Consider the following 15,041-nt stretch of genomic DNA (forward strand, 5'->3'; position numbering starts at 1 on the left):
CATGACCCAAATCAGTGTGTAAAACGGCAAAAATTCGATAATACACAAGACCGAAGCTACCGCGAGACGATCAGCGCCGGCACATTACAATAACCTAATGTTTCAGCCTGGATTGACCGATAACCTAACAGGCACGTCATTAAGACAAGGCCGTAACACGGCGCAATGACTTCGCAAGTCACAGAGTGAGTACCAACCTATGCAGTCAGACAATCTAATATTTACATTCGAGCAGAAAATAACAAACATGCTGTCGCTCGTGTTGATCGCCCTCTGGCTGCTGGCATTGGGACTTGCGACCGTTCATCAAACATGGTTCGAAGTGCTGGTGCTTGGCACCCTAATAGCGGCCGGCCCGCTGATCCTGAACCGCCTGAGTCCCGGAACAAGGCTGGTCCGCATGGTTTATGGCGCCGCGTTCATGGCCATGACGGCACTGCACGTTCACCAAATGCATGGACTGATTGAAATGCACTTCGGCTTTTTCGTGTTGCTGGCTGTCGTATTTGCGTTCCTCGACATTTGGGCGCTGGTGGCGGCACTGGTCGTCATTGCCGTGCATCACGTCAGCTTTGCCTACCTGCAATACAACGGCAGCCCGGTTTTTGTGTATGACCTGGCATACCTGCAGTCCAATGGTTTCAACCCACTGGGATTCGTGTTGTTACACGCCACCTATGCCATCGTTGAGACCCTTATACTTGTCATTCTCACCCGGCCTGTTCGACGCATGCTGGATACCGCAAGAGAACTGGCGACCGTCAGCCACTGGATGACCGCCGATGCCGGGCGTATTGATCTGACACGTCGGGCTGAAGACGCGCACAGTCCAGTATTGAAAAGCTTTAACAGCATGTTGGAGAGCATGCGCTCGGTGACGGCTAAAACACTCAGTGACAGCCAGGTCCTGATAACAGCAACCCGTACCATGGAGCACCGGGTCGGGCAACTGGTCAGCGACACGGAGGATCAGGAACACCGGTTTCAGGAGACATTGAGTCAATTGCAACAATGGTCGCAAAATGCGCGCGATGTCGCCGACGCCACCGATACCGTGGCCCGGTCAACCGCAAACAGCAAAGAGGTCAATGACGCCGTTCAGGCGCAGGTCGCTGACACCTTGTCTTCGTCTCAGTTGCTCACCTACGAACTGCACGACACACGATCTGTCATCGGTCAGTTGGCTGACGATTGTGCCGAAGTGGGCAAGACTCTGGCAGTTATCAACACCATTGCTGAACAGACCAATTTGCTGGCCTTGAATGCCGCCATTGAAGCGGCTCGTGCCGGCGAACAGGGCCGTGGTTTTGCCGTTGTCGCTGATGAGGTGCGCTCACTGGCAACCCGAACTCAAACGTCGACCGTTGAAATCAATGATGTACTGCAACGGTTGACGCAGCGCTCAACTGCGTCCGTTGAGGCTATGGACAAGGCCGTTCAACACGTTCGCGAAAACGCTCTGCAAACTCAGGGTGTGCAGCAACGCGCCGCTCAGTTGCATGAACAAATTGGCATTATTGTCAGTGAGAATGAGCGCATTCGGCAAGTTACCGACGATCAGTCCGTGGCTACCCGGCAGCTGGAAGAAGATATCAATACGCTGGCTGAACTGGCCCGCAGAGTCCACAGTGCCATGGGCGAATCGAAGGCTGATCTGAGCAGCCTTAGTGCTACATTCAGCGCCTTGCATCTGGAGCTGAATCGATTTGATGTCTAATCGGTTCAAACAGGCCGCACTCACCGCTCTGGCATTGTGCTGGTTTGCGGCCATCGCCACTGGCTTCTGGTGGTTCCAGGCCAGGCTGATCGTATCCTTCGATGCTGACCAGCGCATTCTGGAACAGTTTCCCCGGTTAGGGGATTATGGGGCGGCCTTGTCTCAGGAGATGCCAGCAAACCCTGAGTACCGCAGAGCCAGGGTCATTATTGTTAAAGACCCTCAGTGCCAGTGCAATCGGTATTCTACAGACCATCTTGCTGCGCTGCAGACCGAGTACGGTACATCTACCACGTTCGATACGACCCGGTTGAGCGATCTGCCAGTGGCCATGCGATCCCTCATTCCTGCCACACCGTTTGTGTTGGTTCAACAACCCGGCGGTGCTTTGGTTTACGCCGGACCTGTGAACAGCGGCGTCACGTGCACATCCAACACCAGCTTTCTGGAAACCGTACTGCAACGCCCTGTGGACACTGCCCTCCAGATTCCACTGCTGGCCCGTGGCTGCTATTGCGCAAATCGGTCCGCCAGTACAACTTAGCACTCTGGTAGGGTCACCAACTTTGGTGCCCGCTGAAACCCCCCGACAACAAGCCTCTGTTATTGCTGTGCGGGCGTCAGTAAACTCGCACCTACTGCAAACACCCGCTGGACCAAACCATGAAAACAACACACCTGCCGCTGCCTTCACCGGCACCCGGCATGCAACGTCACCTGACCGTTCATGAATACGGCGATGGCCCCCGCAAAGCCTACTTGCAGGCGGGTTTGCACGCCGATGAATGGCCTGGCTTGCTGACGCTTCAGCATTTGATGGAAAAACTGGACACTCTTGAGCAGGCAGGCCAGATCCGCCAGCGCATTGTGATTGTGCCTTTCGCCAATCCGGTCGGTATGAACCAGCGGTTGTTCGGCAAATTTCCAGGCCGGTTTGACGCCACCACCGGGCAAAACTTCAACCGGGGCATGTCGCTGTCAACCGGAGCGCTGACGCACAGAGTGGGCCACTTGCTAAATGCAGAGGCCGACCAGAATGACGTGCAAGTACGCGACGCCCTGCGCCAGTTGGTTGAGGAAAAACCGGCCCACTACGAAATCGAAGCCCTGCATAAAGCCCTGCTGAGCCAGTCAATAGACGCCCACCTGATGCTCGACCTGCATTGTGACGACCACGCTCTTCCGCATGTGTTTTACGGCGATCACCAACGCCCGACTGGCGCTCAATTGTCCGATTGCCTCGGTTTCGCCATCCGGCTCGAGGAAGACGTTCGGGGCACGGTGGCCTTTGACGGCAGCCACACCCAACCCTGGATCACCCTGGCCGAAAACACCGGCAAACCCTTTGCCGAACCCTGCTTTGCCGCCACGGTGGAACTGCGCGGCCAGAAAGACGTCAGCGACGCTCTGGCCCGGCAGGATGCCGAGGGGCTACTGGCGTTTCTTGAGCAACAGGGGTTTGTTTCAAACAGCGGCGCCACAGCCCAGCCACAACAGGGCGACACTCTGAGCATCAACGTTGATCAGGTAAAAGTCATCACGTCACCTGCCAATGGTCTGGTGGTGTATCACCGGGCGCTCGGAGACTGGGTAGACGCCGGCGACCTTCTGGCCGAGATCGTTCTGCTCGATAGCCATCGCCCGGAACGGGTACCGGTACCCGCGCCCGCCAGTGGTCGCCTGTTCAGCCAGACCAACACCTTTCTGACTTCGCCCGGAGCCAGCATCGGCATGATTGCCAGTAAGGATCAGCAGATTCAGCCGGGAACCCAGCTGAGTTATTAATACGCAGGATTCAAATTTAGCAATAGATTAGCGATGGGTGGCCGGGCTGCTTCTGCGGGGGTATCTGAGGCATGGATGCCGAAGTTAAGCCAACAGGGAGGTTTTCACGGCGCCCCCGCAGGAGCAGCCCGGCCACCCGTCGCGGACTCAAGGCGCTGTTGACGACCCGAAGTTGATGAGCCCAAAGGGCTCAGATCATGCCTGAGCGGCCATAATCCGTTCGTACTTGTCCTGCAGTTGGGTTTTGCTTTCAACGTGCGACGGGTCGTGGGGAATGCAATCGACCGGGCAAACTTGCTGGCACTGGGGTTCATCGTAATGTCCCACGCATTCGGTGCACAACTGCGGGTCGATTACGTAGATTTCCTCGCCCTCGGAAATCGCATCGTTGGGACACTCCGGCTCACACACATCGCAGTTGATGCATTCATCGGTGATGAACAGGGCCATGACAACATCCTCTCACAGTCTGCCTCGCGGCAATGGTGTAGCTAAGCGGAATCAATCGTTCTGCTGATAAATCTCAGCCAAAGCTTCTTGTACAATCGGGTGCACCATTTTGGTGACATCCCCGTGCAGCAGGGAGATCTCACGAACAAAGGTAGACGAAATGAAGGAATACTGCTCGGATGGCGTCAGAAACAAGCTCTCGACATCCGGTGCCAGCACCCGGTTCATGTTAGCCAGCTGAAATTCATATTCGAAGTCACTGACCACTCTCAAGCCCCGTAAAATGGTTTGAGCACCTTTCTCGTGGGCAAAGTCGACCAACAGGTTGCGAAACCCTTCAACTTCCACATTGCCCATGTCTTTGGTGACTTTGCGAGCCAGAGCAACACGTTGCTCCAGGCTGAACAGCGGCTTTTTCTTCGGGCTGGCCGCGACGGCGACGATAACCTTATCGAATTGCCGCAGACCCCGTTCGACCAGATCCATATGCCCATAGGTAATGGGGTCGAAGGTGCCTGGGTATACTACGGTGCGTACCATGTTGCGCTCCCGGTTATTCAACGCGCGCGAATGTTACCCCAGCCGCCCGGACGGCACAAATCAATGGACCTGGTTCCATGGCACAGGCACCGCCGGCAACCGTTACTCGCGTTTTGGCAACTGGGTATTCCAGTTATCTGAGAAAAAATCGTCTCAATTGCCGTTGCACCCATCCATCATAGGGTGGATACACCAGTTTGAGGCTGTTCAGCTTTTGCTTGCCCACCACCGGTTTCAGTTTGGAAAACGTGTCGAATCCGGCTTTGCCGTGATAGTGCCCCATTCCGCTCGCCCCTACACCGCCAAAGGGAATGTTATCCAGGGTGGCGTGAAATAACGCCTCATTGACCACCAGCGCGCCGCTGTGGGTACTGTGTTCGAACTTGGCCTGCCAGTTCCGGTCGTACCCAAAGAGGTAGAGGGCCAGTGGCCGGGGTCGGCTGTTAATGAATCGCTGTGCTTCCAAGTCGTTTTCGCACGGGATGATGGGCAAAATGGGGCCGAACAACTCTTGCTGCATGACCGTGCTGTCCAGTGAGACGCTGGTTAGCAATACCGGGGGCATTTTGCCGCTGCTGACATCCAGACCGGGTGGCTGATCGCCCCAGTGAAGGTGGGCACCATCGGCCTCGGCTTGCTGCAACCATGAATCCAACCGCTGGCGCTGACGCTCGTTGACGATCGAGGAATATTCCGGGTTATCGATGACTTTGCCGTACATGCGGCTCACCGACTGGTGGAAGGCGTCGATAAAGGCGTCAATACGATCCGGCGGGCATAAAATATAGTCCGGGGCGATGCAGGTCTGGCCTGCGTTCAGGCACTTGCCAAACGCCAGCCGTTCGGCCGCTTCAGCAATCGGAATGCTGGAATCGATAACGGCCGGGCTTTTCCCGCCGAGTTCGAGTGTAACAGGCGTCAGGTTCTGCGCCGCGGCCGCCATCACCGCCTTGCCCACCTCGGTGGAGCCAGTAAACAGCAGATGGTCGAACGCCAGGGCCGAGAATGCGCGGGCTACATCGACATCGCCATTGATGACCGTGATCACGCCATCGTCAAAAGTTTCGTCGATCAGCTTCTCAAACAGCGCGCCGAAGGCTGGCGTGAATTCGGACACCTTCACCATGCAATGATTGCCTGCTGCCAGTGCCGCTGTCATTGGCCCCACCGCCAGATAGAGCGCATAGTTCCAGGGTACGATAATCCCGGCTACACCAAGCGGTTGCGGCAATACCTTGCTGTGGGCGGGCTGAAACAGCAATGGCACCAGATGTTTCCGCGCTTTCATCCAGCCTTTCAGATGTCGCAGCGTGTGGTTAATCCCGAGAATGGACGGCAGTACTTCAGCGTTCAGCGTCTCCCCTTTGGAGCGGCAGCCAAAATCCTGATTCAGGGCCTCAGCCAGTGCAGTCTGGTTATCCAGAATCAGTTGTTTCAGTTGCTGCAAGCGAAAACGCCGCTCAGCCAGGCTGGGGTAAGGATGCAACCGATAGGCGGCCTGTTGACGGTCAAATCGGGCTTTAAGCATGTCCGGAGTCATTCGCACCTCTGAGAAGGTTAAAAAATTACTCTAGGCCAGTCAGTGAAGACGGGTCAATGTCAGCCGGTCAGTTCCCGTCCATTGCCGTCCCGGTCCATTGATAGAGTCGCATGCTGACGTCGCCACTGTGCTTTTCCTTCATCAATTGCAACCCGCCAGGCACGGCCAGTGTCTGCTGCCTGGGGCTTTCCAGGTAAATCAGGGCACGATCGGCAAGGCGCTTCCGGGCAATCAGCGCCGAGAGGGCATCGGTCCACAACCCGGCCGCGAAAGGCGGATCCAGAAAGACCAGATCAAACGGCTCGGTCTCTGCCCGTGCCAGCCAGTCCAGCGCATCGCATTGCACCACGGTTGCAGCACAACCGAGTGTCGAAACGGCTTGCTTCAGGCTGGCCACGGCTAGTGGTTGCTTCTCCAGCAGCCAGACATGCGCGGCCCCGCGCGAGGCCGCTTCAAGCCCCAGCGCACCGGTGCCGGCAAAGGCATCCAGCACCCTGGCGCCCGGGGTCTGTACCTGCAGCCAGTTAAACAGGGTTTCGCGCTGGCGGTCGCCGGTGGGCCTGAGCCCTTCCAAATTGGCAATACCAAGCCGGCGCCCCCGGTATTCACCACCAATGATGCGCAGCGACCCTGCGCCCCGGGCAGGGCCTTTTCGAGCGGGTTTGGGCATAGTGTCCTCTTAATCGACGATGGGCATGACAGGTTATGGCTGGCTGTTCGCCCGGGCCGCATTCACATCTTCCAGCGTAATAGCTGACAAGCGTTGTTGCTGCGATACCAGAAAATCGGAAGGTAAATCGTACACCGCAGAGGTCACCAGATAGCGATGAATCTGTTCGCCGCTTCGGCTGCGTTGCTCGGCCGAGGCCGTATAGGCCGCTCTGACGGGCTCAAGCTCCTCGTCCGTCACTGCCTGGAACAGATCGTTGCTGAGCGTCTGGTTGATCAGCACCTGGCTGGTTTCTGCCCGATGGTCCCAGCGCACCTGGGGATCATACCCACTCAGCCGCTGCTGTAAAACGCCCACCCAGAGCAAAAATGCCAGCTGTTCATTGGTACCCATGGGCGGTGACCTCAACCGGCCCAGCGAGGGCTGGGGCGCAACCTGATTGACCATCCCCTCGCCCGACAGGGGCTCCAACAGGCGCATGGCGATGGCCATGCGATCGTCATCGAGATCACCACTGATGACCACCGAGCGGTTGTCTCCATCGGGCAACCAGCTTTGCAAAAAATCAACACTGGTCTCAAGGGCGGCCGTATCGGCCGGGTTAACCACCGTTACCTGAAACTGCCCACCCCGGCGAGAGGTACTGACCGCCGCATCGATGGCAATGTCCAGTTGCTCGGTCGGAATCAGATCCTGGGTGATGGTCAGCCGCAACTGACGGGCCTGGTCCAGGTCGACCGTCCACAATGTGCGACCAGGGGCCTGCTCATCGGTTGCCACAGCCAGGTCATCCAAAAACCAGGCCTGGGGCTCGACGACCTCGGAGACAACACCCTCTTCCTGGCCCACCAGGTTGAACACCACGATCAGAGGAATGGTCACGAAAATGATGAGCCAGAGTGTGCGGCGACTGAAATGGAACATGAGACGGATGGGGTTCCTGTGCAAATCCAATAGGGAAAATCAATGTACTGACAACGATCAGTTTACACCATCCATGGCGTTTCTTGCCCTGCCGCCGGTATATCTCCCGCGCATTCCCTCTAGCGCCTGAATTAACATTATTGAAAGATACTGTTCATATTTCATAGTTCAGTTTTCGTTGAAATGATTAGCGATGGCTGCCTGGGGCGCCTCCATGGGGGAGTCCGCAGCAGGGATGCTGCGGCCTAGGCTCCAAGGATGGATTGAGTGGGCGGCATCCCGCCCGACCCCACGGAGGCGTCCCAGGCAGCCGTTGCGGACCATTGCCACCAAGCGAACCCGAACTATGTAACTTGCGTAATAAGGCTTTGGCTGGCGGGTGCATTTTGCTAGCATAGCGCGGCTTTTATCGCAGTTTTTCTGAACTGCCCGGCAACACAGCGGGCCCAGTCCCGAGGTTGGTTGCTCTTTATACGGCATCGATCCGCAGTTACCCATTCACCGATTACACAGGCTACAACGCTACCATGCTGGGCTTTGGCAAAAAGAAATCGAAACCCGAAACCGAACAGACCAAGCCGGAAGCGCCGGCAGAATCCCTTTTTTCCCGCATCAAACAGGGGCTGGGCCGCACCCGATCGACCTTTACCGATGGCCTGGCTTCGATGTTTCTGGGCAAAAAAAGCATCGATGACGACCTGCTCGAAGAGCTGGAAACCCAGTTACTGACGGCCGACGTCGGCATAGAGGCCACAGCCGCCATCGTTGAAGAATTGACCGAACGGGTGGGTCGCAAGGAGCTCAAAGACGGCGATGCCCTGCTCTATGCCCTGCGCGACACTCTGGTGCACCAGCTGCAACCGGTCGAATCGCCACTGGTCGTCGACGGTTCACAAAAACCCTATGTGATCCTCGTCGTTGGCGTAAACGGTGTGGGTAAAACCACCACCATTGGCAAATTGACCAAAAAATTCCAGAGCGACGGCCATTCCGTCCTGCTCGCCGCCGGCGACACCTTTCGGGCTGCGGCCGTCGAACAATTGCAGGTATGGGGCGAGCGCAACAAGGTGCCGGTTATTGCCCAGCACACCGGGGCCGACAGCGCCTCCGTTATTTTTGATGCCGTTCAGGCCGCGCAATCGCGCGGTGTTGATGTGGTGATTGCCGACACTGCCGGTCGACTGCACAACAAAGACAACCTGATGAACGAACTGGCGAAGGTCGTCCGGGTGATGAAAAAGTTGGATGAGGCGGCTCCGCACGAAGTGCTGCTGGTACTCGACGCCGGTACCGGCCAGAACGCCATCAGCCAGGCCCAGAACTTCACCGATGCCGTCAACCTGACCGGCCTGGCCCTGACCAAATTGGATGGTACCGCTAAAGGCGGCGTTATTTTTGCGCTGGCGAAAAAACTCGGCATTCCGGTTCGCTTTATCGGGGTCGGGGAACAAGTCGACGACTTGCGTCCCTTCAATGCCCGCGATTTTGTCGATGCCCTGCTGGATACTCGTGCCGAATGATTCACTTCGATCAGGTCAGCAAACGCTACGAAGGCGGGCACGAAGCCCTGTCGAGCATCAGCTTGCACATAGAAAAAGGCGAAATGGTGTTTCTGACTGGCCACAGCGGTGCCGGCAAAAGCACCCTGCTTAAACTGATCACCCGCATTGAAAAAGCCTCCTCTGGTCAGTTACGGGTTAACGGCCAGATTCTGAATCGGTTGCGCCGCTCACAGATTCCGCATTTCCGGCGCAACCTGGGCATCGTGCACCAGGACCATCAATTGCTGATGGATCAGACTGTATACGACAACGTTGCTCTGCCACTGATTATAGCCGGTGAGCACCCCAAAGACGTAACACGCCGGGTGCGTGCGGCGCTCGATAAGGTAGGGCTGCTGGAACGGGAGAAGTATCGCCCTATACAGTTGTCCGGCGGTGAACAACAGCGGGTTGGCATTGCCCGCGCCGTGGTTAAAAAACCAGCGATACTATTGGCCGACGAGCCAACCGGTAACCTCGACCCGGGTTTATCACGGGACATTATGGAATTGTTCTCCGAATTCAACCGCGTCGGCACCACGGTGCTGATTGCCAGCCACGACCTGGGGCTGATCGCCCGGCTCAATTACCGGGTTGCATCGCTTCAGGACGGGAAGCTGATGAGCACGCCGTTTGAGGGGAGGCGCACGTGAGCACCCGAACGCCAAACCGGCCTACTGCCAAAAAGCCTGTACAGAATTCCGCCAACCGTCGGCGTGACAGCGCTCCGGGCAACCGCTCAGCCTGGCTGCGCCACCACCGCGACTGCGCCAGTCAATCCCTGATGCGCCTGTTACGCAGCCCGGTGTCGAGTGCCCTGACCTGGCTGGTCATTGCCATTTCGCTTACCCTACCCACCCTGTTCTACCTCGCGCTGTCCTCTTTACAGGCACAAACCGAGCAATGGCAGGAAGGCGGCCAGATCACCCTCTACCTGGAGCAGGGCCTGCCTGATTCAGACGGTGACCGCCTCACCCGGGAACTGGACGCCCGCCCGGAAGTCGCCCGCGCTTACTACATCAGCGCCGACGAAGCCTGGACGTCGTTTCAGGAAACCCTGTCAATCAACCGGCAGGCACTGGGGTTCACCGACAACCCCCTGCCCGCCAGCATTGTCGTGGTTCCGTCACAACAAAACAGCAGTCAGCTCGAAGCCCTGCAATTGATCATTCGCGGCTTGCCGGAAGTCGAGGATGTGCAACTCGACCTGGCCTGGATCGACCGGCTGAACCGGTTTCTGGAGCTGATCTACAGCATCGTCACCGGTTTGGCGGTGCTGCTGGGTGTCGCCGTATTGCTGGTGGTCGGTAACACCATTCGGCTGGCGATAGAATCTCGCAAGGATGAGATTCGCGTCATCAAATTGCTGGGGGCTACCGAAGCCTTTGTGCGTCGCCCCTTTGTCTATCTGGGTATCTGGTATGGCCTGCTGGGGGGCGTTGCCGCCTGGATACTGGTCACCGCCGTGGCCTGGTGGCTGCGCAGCCCGCTTACCGCCTTCCTGAACACCTATGGCCTGGAGGCCAATGTCTCCTGGCTGGGTTTTACGGATACGCTGGTCCTGATTCTGGCCTCAATCGGCGTTAGCCTCGCTGGTGCCCACATAGCTTTACAGCGCCACCTCAAGGACGCCGAGCCCCGTTGAACCGGTGTGAGGCCGCCAACGTACATTAAATAGAGCACTACCGGTGGCTGGTGACTATTGGCTATAGAATTTGGCTATCAAAAACATTAATGTTGATTGATGGTTTGCACAACATTTACCGCTGATACTAGGGTTCAAGAGCCGACTTCTGTTAATATAGTTGGTGAATTAATTTGATTTCCACCGCTTACACTGGTTTGAATGCCAGTGAGTCCGGGGGAGGGAGAAAACGTGAAACTGAACAACAGTGTTCCTGCGCTTGCTTTGGATTCTTTGGCCCCGGGTCAAAGCCTCGAGTCGTATATACAGTCGGTCAATACCTTTGACCTGCTCACGGCCGATGAAGAGAAAGAGCTGGCTGAGCGCTTGTACTATCAGGAAGACATCGATGCGGCTCGTCGCCTGGTGTTGTCTCACCTGCGCTTTGTTGTTCACATCGCCAAGAGCTATTCAGGCTATGGGCTCAACCAGGGCGATCTGATTCAGGAAGGCAACGTCGGGCTGATGAAAGCCGTTCGTCGTTTCAACCCCGAAGTGGGTGTGCGCCTGGTCTCTTTTGCCGTGCACTGGATCAAGGCTGAAATTCACGAGTACATTCTACGCAACTGGCGCATTGTGAAAGTGGCTACCACCAAGGCGCAACGCAAGTTGTTCTTCAACCTGCGCAGCTCTAAAAAGCGTCTGGGCTGGTTGAACGAGCGTGAAGCACAGGACATCGCCGATGACCTGGGCGTGAACCTGAAAACGGTTTACGAAATGGAAGGTCGCCTTACAGCTCATGACGCCACCTTCGATGCGCCCAATGAAGACGACGATGAAGGCCCTGCCATGTTTCCGGTTCATTACCTGCAGGCTCAGGGCGCTGACCCGGCGGCCCTGGTCGAACAGGATAACTACGAAACAGACGCCAACGACCAGTTATTTGCGGCTCTGGAAGACCTGGATGATCGTTCCAAAGACATCATTCAAAAGCGCTGGCTGAGTGATAACAAAGCCACTTTGCATGAATTGGCCGATGTCTATGGCGTTTCCGCTGAGCGCATCCGTCAGTTGGAAAAGAACGCGATGAAGAAAGTCAAAAAAGCCATGACCATCGATTTCTGATCGACAGGTCTGGCCTGAAAAAGCCGCTGCAAAGCGGCTTTTTTATGTCTGACTGATGCCGGCTTTGCAACGCAACACAGCCTTCAAACCTGACTGCTAACCGGGAACCAACCGCTATGTCTCACAGTCGAAGACTCACCGCAGTGGCAGCCTTGCTGGCCGGGCTCAGTGTTGCTTTGGGTGCGTTCGGCAGTCATGCGCTGGAAACCCTGGTCACCCCGCAGCGACTGGATACCTGGGATACTGCCGTTCACTACCAGATGCTTCATGCCCTGGCACTGCTCTGGTCAGGCCTTTATCTTCAGCACTACCCACATCGAGGCGTGCTAACCTCCGCGCTGCTGATACTCGCAGGCACCCTGATTTTTTCTGGCAGCTTGTACGCCCTGGTTCTATTGGATGTTCCTGCACTGGGAGCTATTACACCAATTGGTGGGGTTATATTAATTACCGGCTGGTTTACCCTGGCCTGGCACCTGGCCCGTGGCCACTGATGCATCCGAGAACAAACCTGGAACCCTCATGACCAACGAACTCACCCCCATACAACGCAAGGTTCGCAGTTTTGTCATGCGCACCGGACGCATGACCGAAGGTCAGAAACTGGCTCTGGAAAATGGCTGGCCAGCGCTGGGACTCGATCTCAGTCACGGCCCCTATGATTTGCCGCAGGTATTTGGTCGGCGAGCACCCGTTATTTTTGAAATTGGATTCGGCAACGGTGACTCTTTACTGAGCATGGCTCAACAAGCTCCGGAAAAAGACTTTATCGGGGTAGAGGTACATACGCCCGGTGTCGGACGACTGTTGCATCATGTTCAGGAAGACGGGGTTAGTAACCTGCGCGTGTGCAAGGAGGATGCGGTCGAGTTCCTGACTCACTGCATTGCTGACCACAGCCTCGATACCGTGCAACTGTTCTTCCCCGACCCCTGGCACAAGAAACGCCACCACAAGCGACGCATCGTTCAACCGGAATTTGCCGCCTTGTTGCGGAAAAAATTGAAGCCGGGCGGCACTTTCCACATGGCTACTGACTGGCAAAACTACGCCGAACACATGCTCGGTGTGATGGAAGCGGCCGAGGGCTGGGAAAATACTCAGGGAAGCGGCTGCTATCTACCCGGCCGACCCGAGCAACGGCCCGAAACCAAGTACGAGCGACGTGGCATTCGCCTGGGTCATGGGGTCTGGGACTTGGAGTTCAGAACCATCTGAGTGGCGCTCAGTGGCCCGGAGAGACATAACCGGGCCACTGACACAAGCAGCCCTCACGTTGCGACAACCTAAACCCCAGGCTTTGATACAAGGCACTCGCATGGTAATCGGCATCAGCAATGATGATTTGCCGGCTGGCTCTTGTGGCAACCCATTGAGCCAGATGATGGATCAGCGTGCGAGCAATGCCCTTATTCTGAAAGTCCGGTATTACCTGAACCTGCTGATAACGGGCCAGATCATTCAAGGTAAACACACCGGCATAGCCCAGCAGACGATCACCTATAAAGGCTCCAAAAAAATCTCCGTACCCCGCTCGCTCCAGGTCTCGATAGGTTTTTTCGCGACCTGCCAGGTACCTTCTGTAACCCGCCTCCTCATGACCGGCATCACGTTCGGTGACAGCGATCTCCCGCCATTGTGACCAGATGGATTCATCATCGTCAAAAGGCGTTATTCGAATCTCAGTATTCAGACGATGGGGGCTAATCAGCGCATCGCTTGGCATCGCCAGAACATGGTTCTCTGTAAACTCATAATTGGTATTCACAAAACCGCGGATATCCGTCTCTTCTGAGGCCTCCACGACAGGCCAGATAAAGGCTCGATGCCTGATACCAGCCACACCTTCAAATGCCTGATCAAAGGCCTGCTCCCAGTGGTAGCTGGATTTTTTCGACAACGGTACTTTAAGCGCCAGGAAATTACCGAAATAAAAATCCGGCGACGCCGGCGTCCGGTAAACCGCGTAGTCGGCGTGATCAATTAATTCGGACTCCAGATGCGAGACAATAAAATCGCTTTGAACACCCAGGCTGATGGGATGATGCATAGTGCGCCGCGGCTGTTTTTGGTGGATGAGTGAACTTTATACCACACCCGAAATAACTGCGCCGCTCCCGCTACCGCCCGCCCTACGGGAGAGGGTACTCTTCAGGCTTTTTCTTTTTCCCATGCATAAAAAAAATCGAAACGTCGAACCGCCCGAACCATCTCTGGCCTGGGGTTGGTATTAAAAGCTTGAACAAACGGCAGGACAGCCGTTCTGGACGACGCCAGTCGCCCGCAGGGTCGATGCCAGGGAGGGCATCGATCACCATGACCCCGGTCATCGTCTGTCGAACAAAAGCCACAGGCATAAAAAAACCCCAGACCATTGCTGGCCTGGGGTAGGTATTAAAAGCTTGACGATGACCTACTCTCACATGGGGAGACCCCACACTACCATCGGCGAGGCTGCGTTTCACTTCTGAGTTCGGCAAGGGATCAGGTGGTTCCACAGCTCTATCGTCGTCAAGCAAACTGGTTGGTCGCTGTCGTATGGCTCGCCTCTGCTCTCTTTGGCAGGGCGTGCTCGTAACAGCGCACCGAATGCGCTCTAATCAAGTCTGTTGCTTATCAAAGTCCGTTCGTCAGTACCAAGCGGGATCGTAGTCTTGCTTCATCTTTCCATCGGCGACCAACACCCCTTGGGCGTTATATGGCCAAGCCGCACGGGCAATTAGTACAGGTTAGCTCAACGCCTCGCAGCGCTTACACACCCTGCCTATCAACCAGGTAGTCTTCCTGGGCCCTTTAGGAGACTCGAAGTCTCAGGGAAAACTCATCTTGAAGGGGGCTTCCCGCTTAGATGCTTTCAGCGGTTATCCTGTCCGAACGTAGCTACCGGGCAATGCGATTGGCATCACAACCCGAACACCAGGGGTTCGTCCACTCCGGTCCTCTCGTACTAGGAGCAGCTCTTCTCAATTTTCCAACGTCCACGGCAGATAGGGACCGAACTGTCTCACGACGTTCTAAACCCAGCTCGCGTACCACTTTAAATGGCGAACAGCCATACCCTTGGGACCGGCTTCAGCCCCAGGATGTGATGAGCCGACATCGAGGTGCCAAACACCGCCGTCGAT

Annotated in this window: 15 protein-coding genes and 2 rRNA genes; 9 read left to right on the forward strand and 8 right to left on the reverse strand. The window is 56.3% G+C overall.

Annotated elements, in window-relative coordinates:
* Positions 1-247: 247 nt before the first annotated feature.
* The 3 genes from ABJT94_RS03760 (at position 248) to ABJT94_RS03770 (ending at position 3,502) form a co-directional block, all read left to right on the forward strand.
* Entirely contained in the window at positions 248-1,717 is a 1,470-nt protein-coding gene (locus ABJT94_RS03760) for a methyl-accepting chemotaxis protein (RefSeq protein WP_348473980.1), read from the forward strand.
* On the forward strand, positions 1,710-2,261 hold the full coding sequence (locus ABJT94_RS03765) for a DUF6436 domain-containing protein (protein ID WP_348473979.1): 552 nt from the start codon (positions 1,710-1,712) through the stop codon (positions 2,259-2,261). Before ABJT94_RS03760 ends, ABJT94_RS03765 begins: the two co-directional genes overlap by 8 nt.
* Before the next feature lie 119 nt (positions 2,262-2,380).
* A complete protein-coding gene (locus tag ABJT94_RS03770) occupies positions 2,381-3,502 on the forward strand; it encodes a succinylglutamate desuccinylase/aspartoacylase family protein (RefSeq protein WP_348473978.1) in 1,122 nt (373 codons plus the stop codon).
* 195 nt (positions 3,503-3,697) lie between these two features.
* Here the strand turns inward: ABJT94_RS03770 and ABJT94_RS03775 are convergent, their stop codons facing one another.
* The 5 genes from ABJT94_RS03775 to ABJT94_RS03795 all read right to left on the reverse strand — a co-directional run bounded on the left by ABJT94_RS03775 (position 3,698) and on the right by ABJT94_RS03795 (position 7,626).
* Positions 3,698-3,952 (reverse strand): YfhL family 4Fe-4S dicluster ferredoxin, encoded by a 255-nt coding sequence (locus ABJT94_RS03775; protein ID WP_348473977.1) that lies wholly within the window; start codon positions 3,950-3,952, stop codon positions 3,698-3,700.
* 51 nt (positions 3,953-4,003) lie between these two features.
* Positions 4,004-4,492 (reverse strand): pantetheine-phosphate adenylyltransferase, encoded by a 489-nt coding sequence (gene coaD, locus ABJT94_RS03780; RefSeq protein WP_348473976.1) that lies wholly within the window; start codon positions 4,490-4,492, stop codon positions 4,004-4,006.
* Positions 4,493-4,625: 133 nt separating this feature from the next.
* Positions 4,626-6,032, reverse strand: a complete 1,407-nt coding sequence (locus tag ABJT94_RS03785; RefSeq protein WP_348473975.1) for a coniferyl aldehyde dehydrogenase — start codon at positions 6,030-6,032, stop codon at positions 4,626-4,628.
* Between the two features lie 67 nt (positions 6,033-6,099).
* On the reverse strand, positions 6,100-6,702 hold the full coding sequence (gene rsmD / locus ABJT94_RS03790) for a 16S rRNA (guanine(966)-N(2))-methyltransferase RsmD (protein WP_348473974.1): 603 nt from the start codon (positions 6,700-6,702) through the stop codon (positions 6,100-6,102).
* A gap of 33 nt (positions 6,703-6,735) precedes the next feature.
* Positions 6,736-7,626, reverse strand: a complete 891-nt coding sequence (locus ABJT94_RS03795) for a hypothetical protein (RefSeq protein WP_348473973.1) — start codon at positions 7,624-7,626, stop codon at positions 6,736-6,738.
* A gap of 458 nt (positions 7,627-8,084) precedes the next feature.
* Between ABJT94_RS03795 and ftsY the strand changes: the two genes are divergently transcribed.
* From ftsY to trmB, 6 genes are all read left to right on the forward strand, one after another.
* Positions 8,085-9,146, forward strand: a complete 1,062-nt coding sequence (gene ftsY / locus ABJT94_RS03800; protein ID WP_348473972.1) for a signal recognition particle-docking protein FtsY — start codon at positions 8,085-8,087, stop codon at positions 9,144-9,146.
* Complete coding sequence (gene ftsE / locus ABJT94_RS03805) at positions 9,143-9,820, forward strand: cell division ATP-binding protein FtsE (RefSeq protein ID WP_348473971.1); 678 nt, start codon at positions 9,143-9,145, stop codon at positions 9,818-9,820. The genes ftsY and ftsE overlap by 4 nt, the downstream gene beginning before the upstream one ends.
* Positions 9,817-10,812: a permease-like cell division protein FtsX gene (ftsX, locus tag ABJT94_RS03810; RefSeq protein WP_348473970.1), complete on the forward strand. Its 996-nt coding sequence runs from the start codon at positions 9,817-9,819 to the stop codon at positions 10,810-10,812. The genes ftsE and ftsX overlap by 4 nt, the downstream gene beginning before the upstream one ends.
* 231 nt (positions 10,813-11,043) lie before the next feature.
* Entirely contained in the window at positions 11,044-11,916 is an 873-nt protein-coding gene (gene rpoH, locus ABJT94_RS03815; RefSeq protein WP_348473969.1) for an RNA polymerase sigma factor RpoH, read from the forward strand.
* Positions 11,917-12,032: 116 nt separating this feature from the next.
* Positions 12,033-12,410, forward strand: a complete 378-nt coding sequence (locus tag ABJT94_RS03820; protein WP_348473968.1) for a DUF423 domain-containing protein — start codon at positions 12,033-12,035, stop codon at positions 12,408-12,410.
* Positions 12,411-12,438: 28 nt separating this feature from the next.
* The gene (trmB, locus tag ABJT94_RS03825) at positions 12,439-13,134 is read left to right on the forward strand and encodes a tRNA (guanosine(46)-N7)-methyltransferase TrmB (protein WP_348473967.1); all 696 of its coding nucleotides are present in this window, start codon (positions 12,439-12,441) and stop codon (positions 13,132-13,134) included.
* Positions 13,135-13,141: 7 nt separating this feature from the next.
* Here the strand turns inward: trmB and ABJT94_RS03830 are convergent, their stop codons facing one another.
* From ABJT94_RS03830 to ABJT94_RS03840, 3 genes are all read right to left on the reverse strand, one after another.
* The gene (locus tag ABJT94_RS03830) at positions 13,142-13,966 is read right to left on the reverse strand and encodes a GNAT family N-acetyltransferase (protein ID WP_348473966.1); all 825 of its coding nucleotides are present in this window, start codon (positions 13,964-13,966) and stop codon (positions 13,142-13,144) included.
* A gap of 350 nt (positions 13,967-14,316) precedes the next feature.
* Positions 14,317-14,432, reverse strand: a 5S ribosomal RNA gene (rrf, locus tag ABJT94_RS03835).
* 182 nt (positions 14,433-14,614) lie between these two features.
* Positions 14,615-15,041: ribosomal RNA gene (locus ABJT94_RS03840) — 23S ribosomal RNA — on the reverse strand; the annotation flags it as partial.

Source organism: Saccharospirillum sp., from assembly GCF_039982735.1.
Lineage (GTDB): Bacteria > Pseudomonadota > Gammaproteobacteria > Pseudomonadales > Natronospirillaceae > Saccharospirillum.

What these genes read in the sequence shown, in the direction of transcription:
- rsmD (WP_348473974.1), bottom strand. Translation starts at nt 6,702, where the DNA reads ATGCCCAAACCCGCTCGAAAAGGCCCTGCCCGGGGCGCAGGGTCGCTG.
- ABJT94_RS03770 (WP_348473978.1), top strand. Translation starts at nt 2,381, where the DNA reads ATGAAAACAACACACCTGCCGCTGCCTTCACCGGCACCCGGCATGCAA.
- ABJT94_RS03820 (WP_348473968.1), top strand. Translation starts at nt 12,033, where the DNA reads ATGTCTCACAGTCGAAGACTCACCGCAGTGGCAGCCTTGCTGGCCGGG.
- trmB (WP_348473967.1), top strand. Translation starts at nt 12,439, where the DNA reads ATGACCAACGAACTCACCCCCATACAACGCAAGGTTCGCAGTTTTGTC.
- ABJT94_RS03795 (WP_348473973.1), bottom strand. Translation starts at nt 7,626, where the DNA reads ATGTTCCATTTCAGTCGCCGCACACTCTGGCTCATCATTTTCGTGACC.
- ftsE (WP_348473971.1), top strand. Translation starts at nt 9,143, where the DNA reads ATGATTCACTTCGATCAGGTCAGCAAACGCTACGAAGGCGGGCACGAA.
- ABJT94_RS03785 (WP_348473975.1), bottom strand. Translation starts at nt 6,032, where the DNA reads ATGACTCCGGACATGCTTAAAGCCCGATTTGACCGTCAACAGGCCGCC.
- ABJT94_RS03830 (WP_348473966.1), bottom strand. Translation starts at nt 13,966, where the DNA reads ATGCATCATCCCATCAGCCTGGGTGTTCAAAGCGATTTTATTGTCTCG.
- ABJT94_RS03775 (WP_348473977.1), bottom strand. Translation starts at nt 3,952, where the DNA reads ATGGCCCTGTTCATCACCGATGAATGCATCAACTGCGATGTGTGTGAG.
- ABJT94_RS03765 (WP_348473979.1), top strand. Translation starts at nt 1,710, where the DNA reads ATGTCTAATCGGTTCAAACAGGCCGCACTCACCGCTCTGGCATTGTGC.
- coaD (WP_348473976.1), bottom strand. Translation starts at nt 4,492, where the DNA reads ATGGTACGCACCGTAGTATACCCAGGCACCTTCGACCCCATTACCTAT.
- ABJT94_RS03760 (WP_348473980.1), top strand. Translation starts at nt 248, where the DNA reads ATGCTGTCGCTCGTGTTGATCGCCCTCTGGCTGCTGGCATTGGGACTT.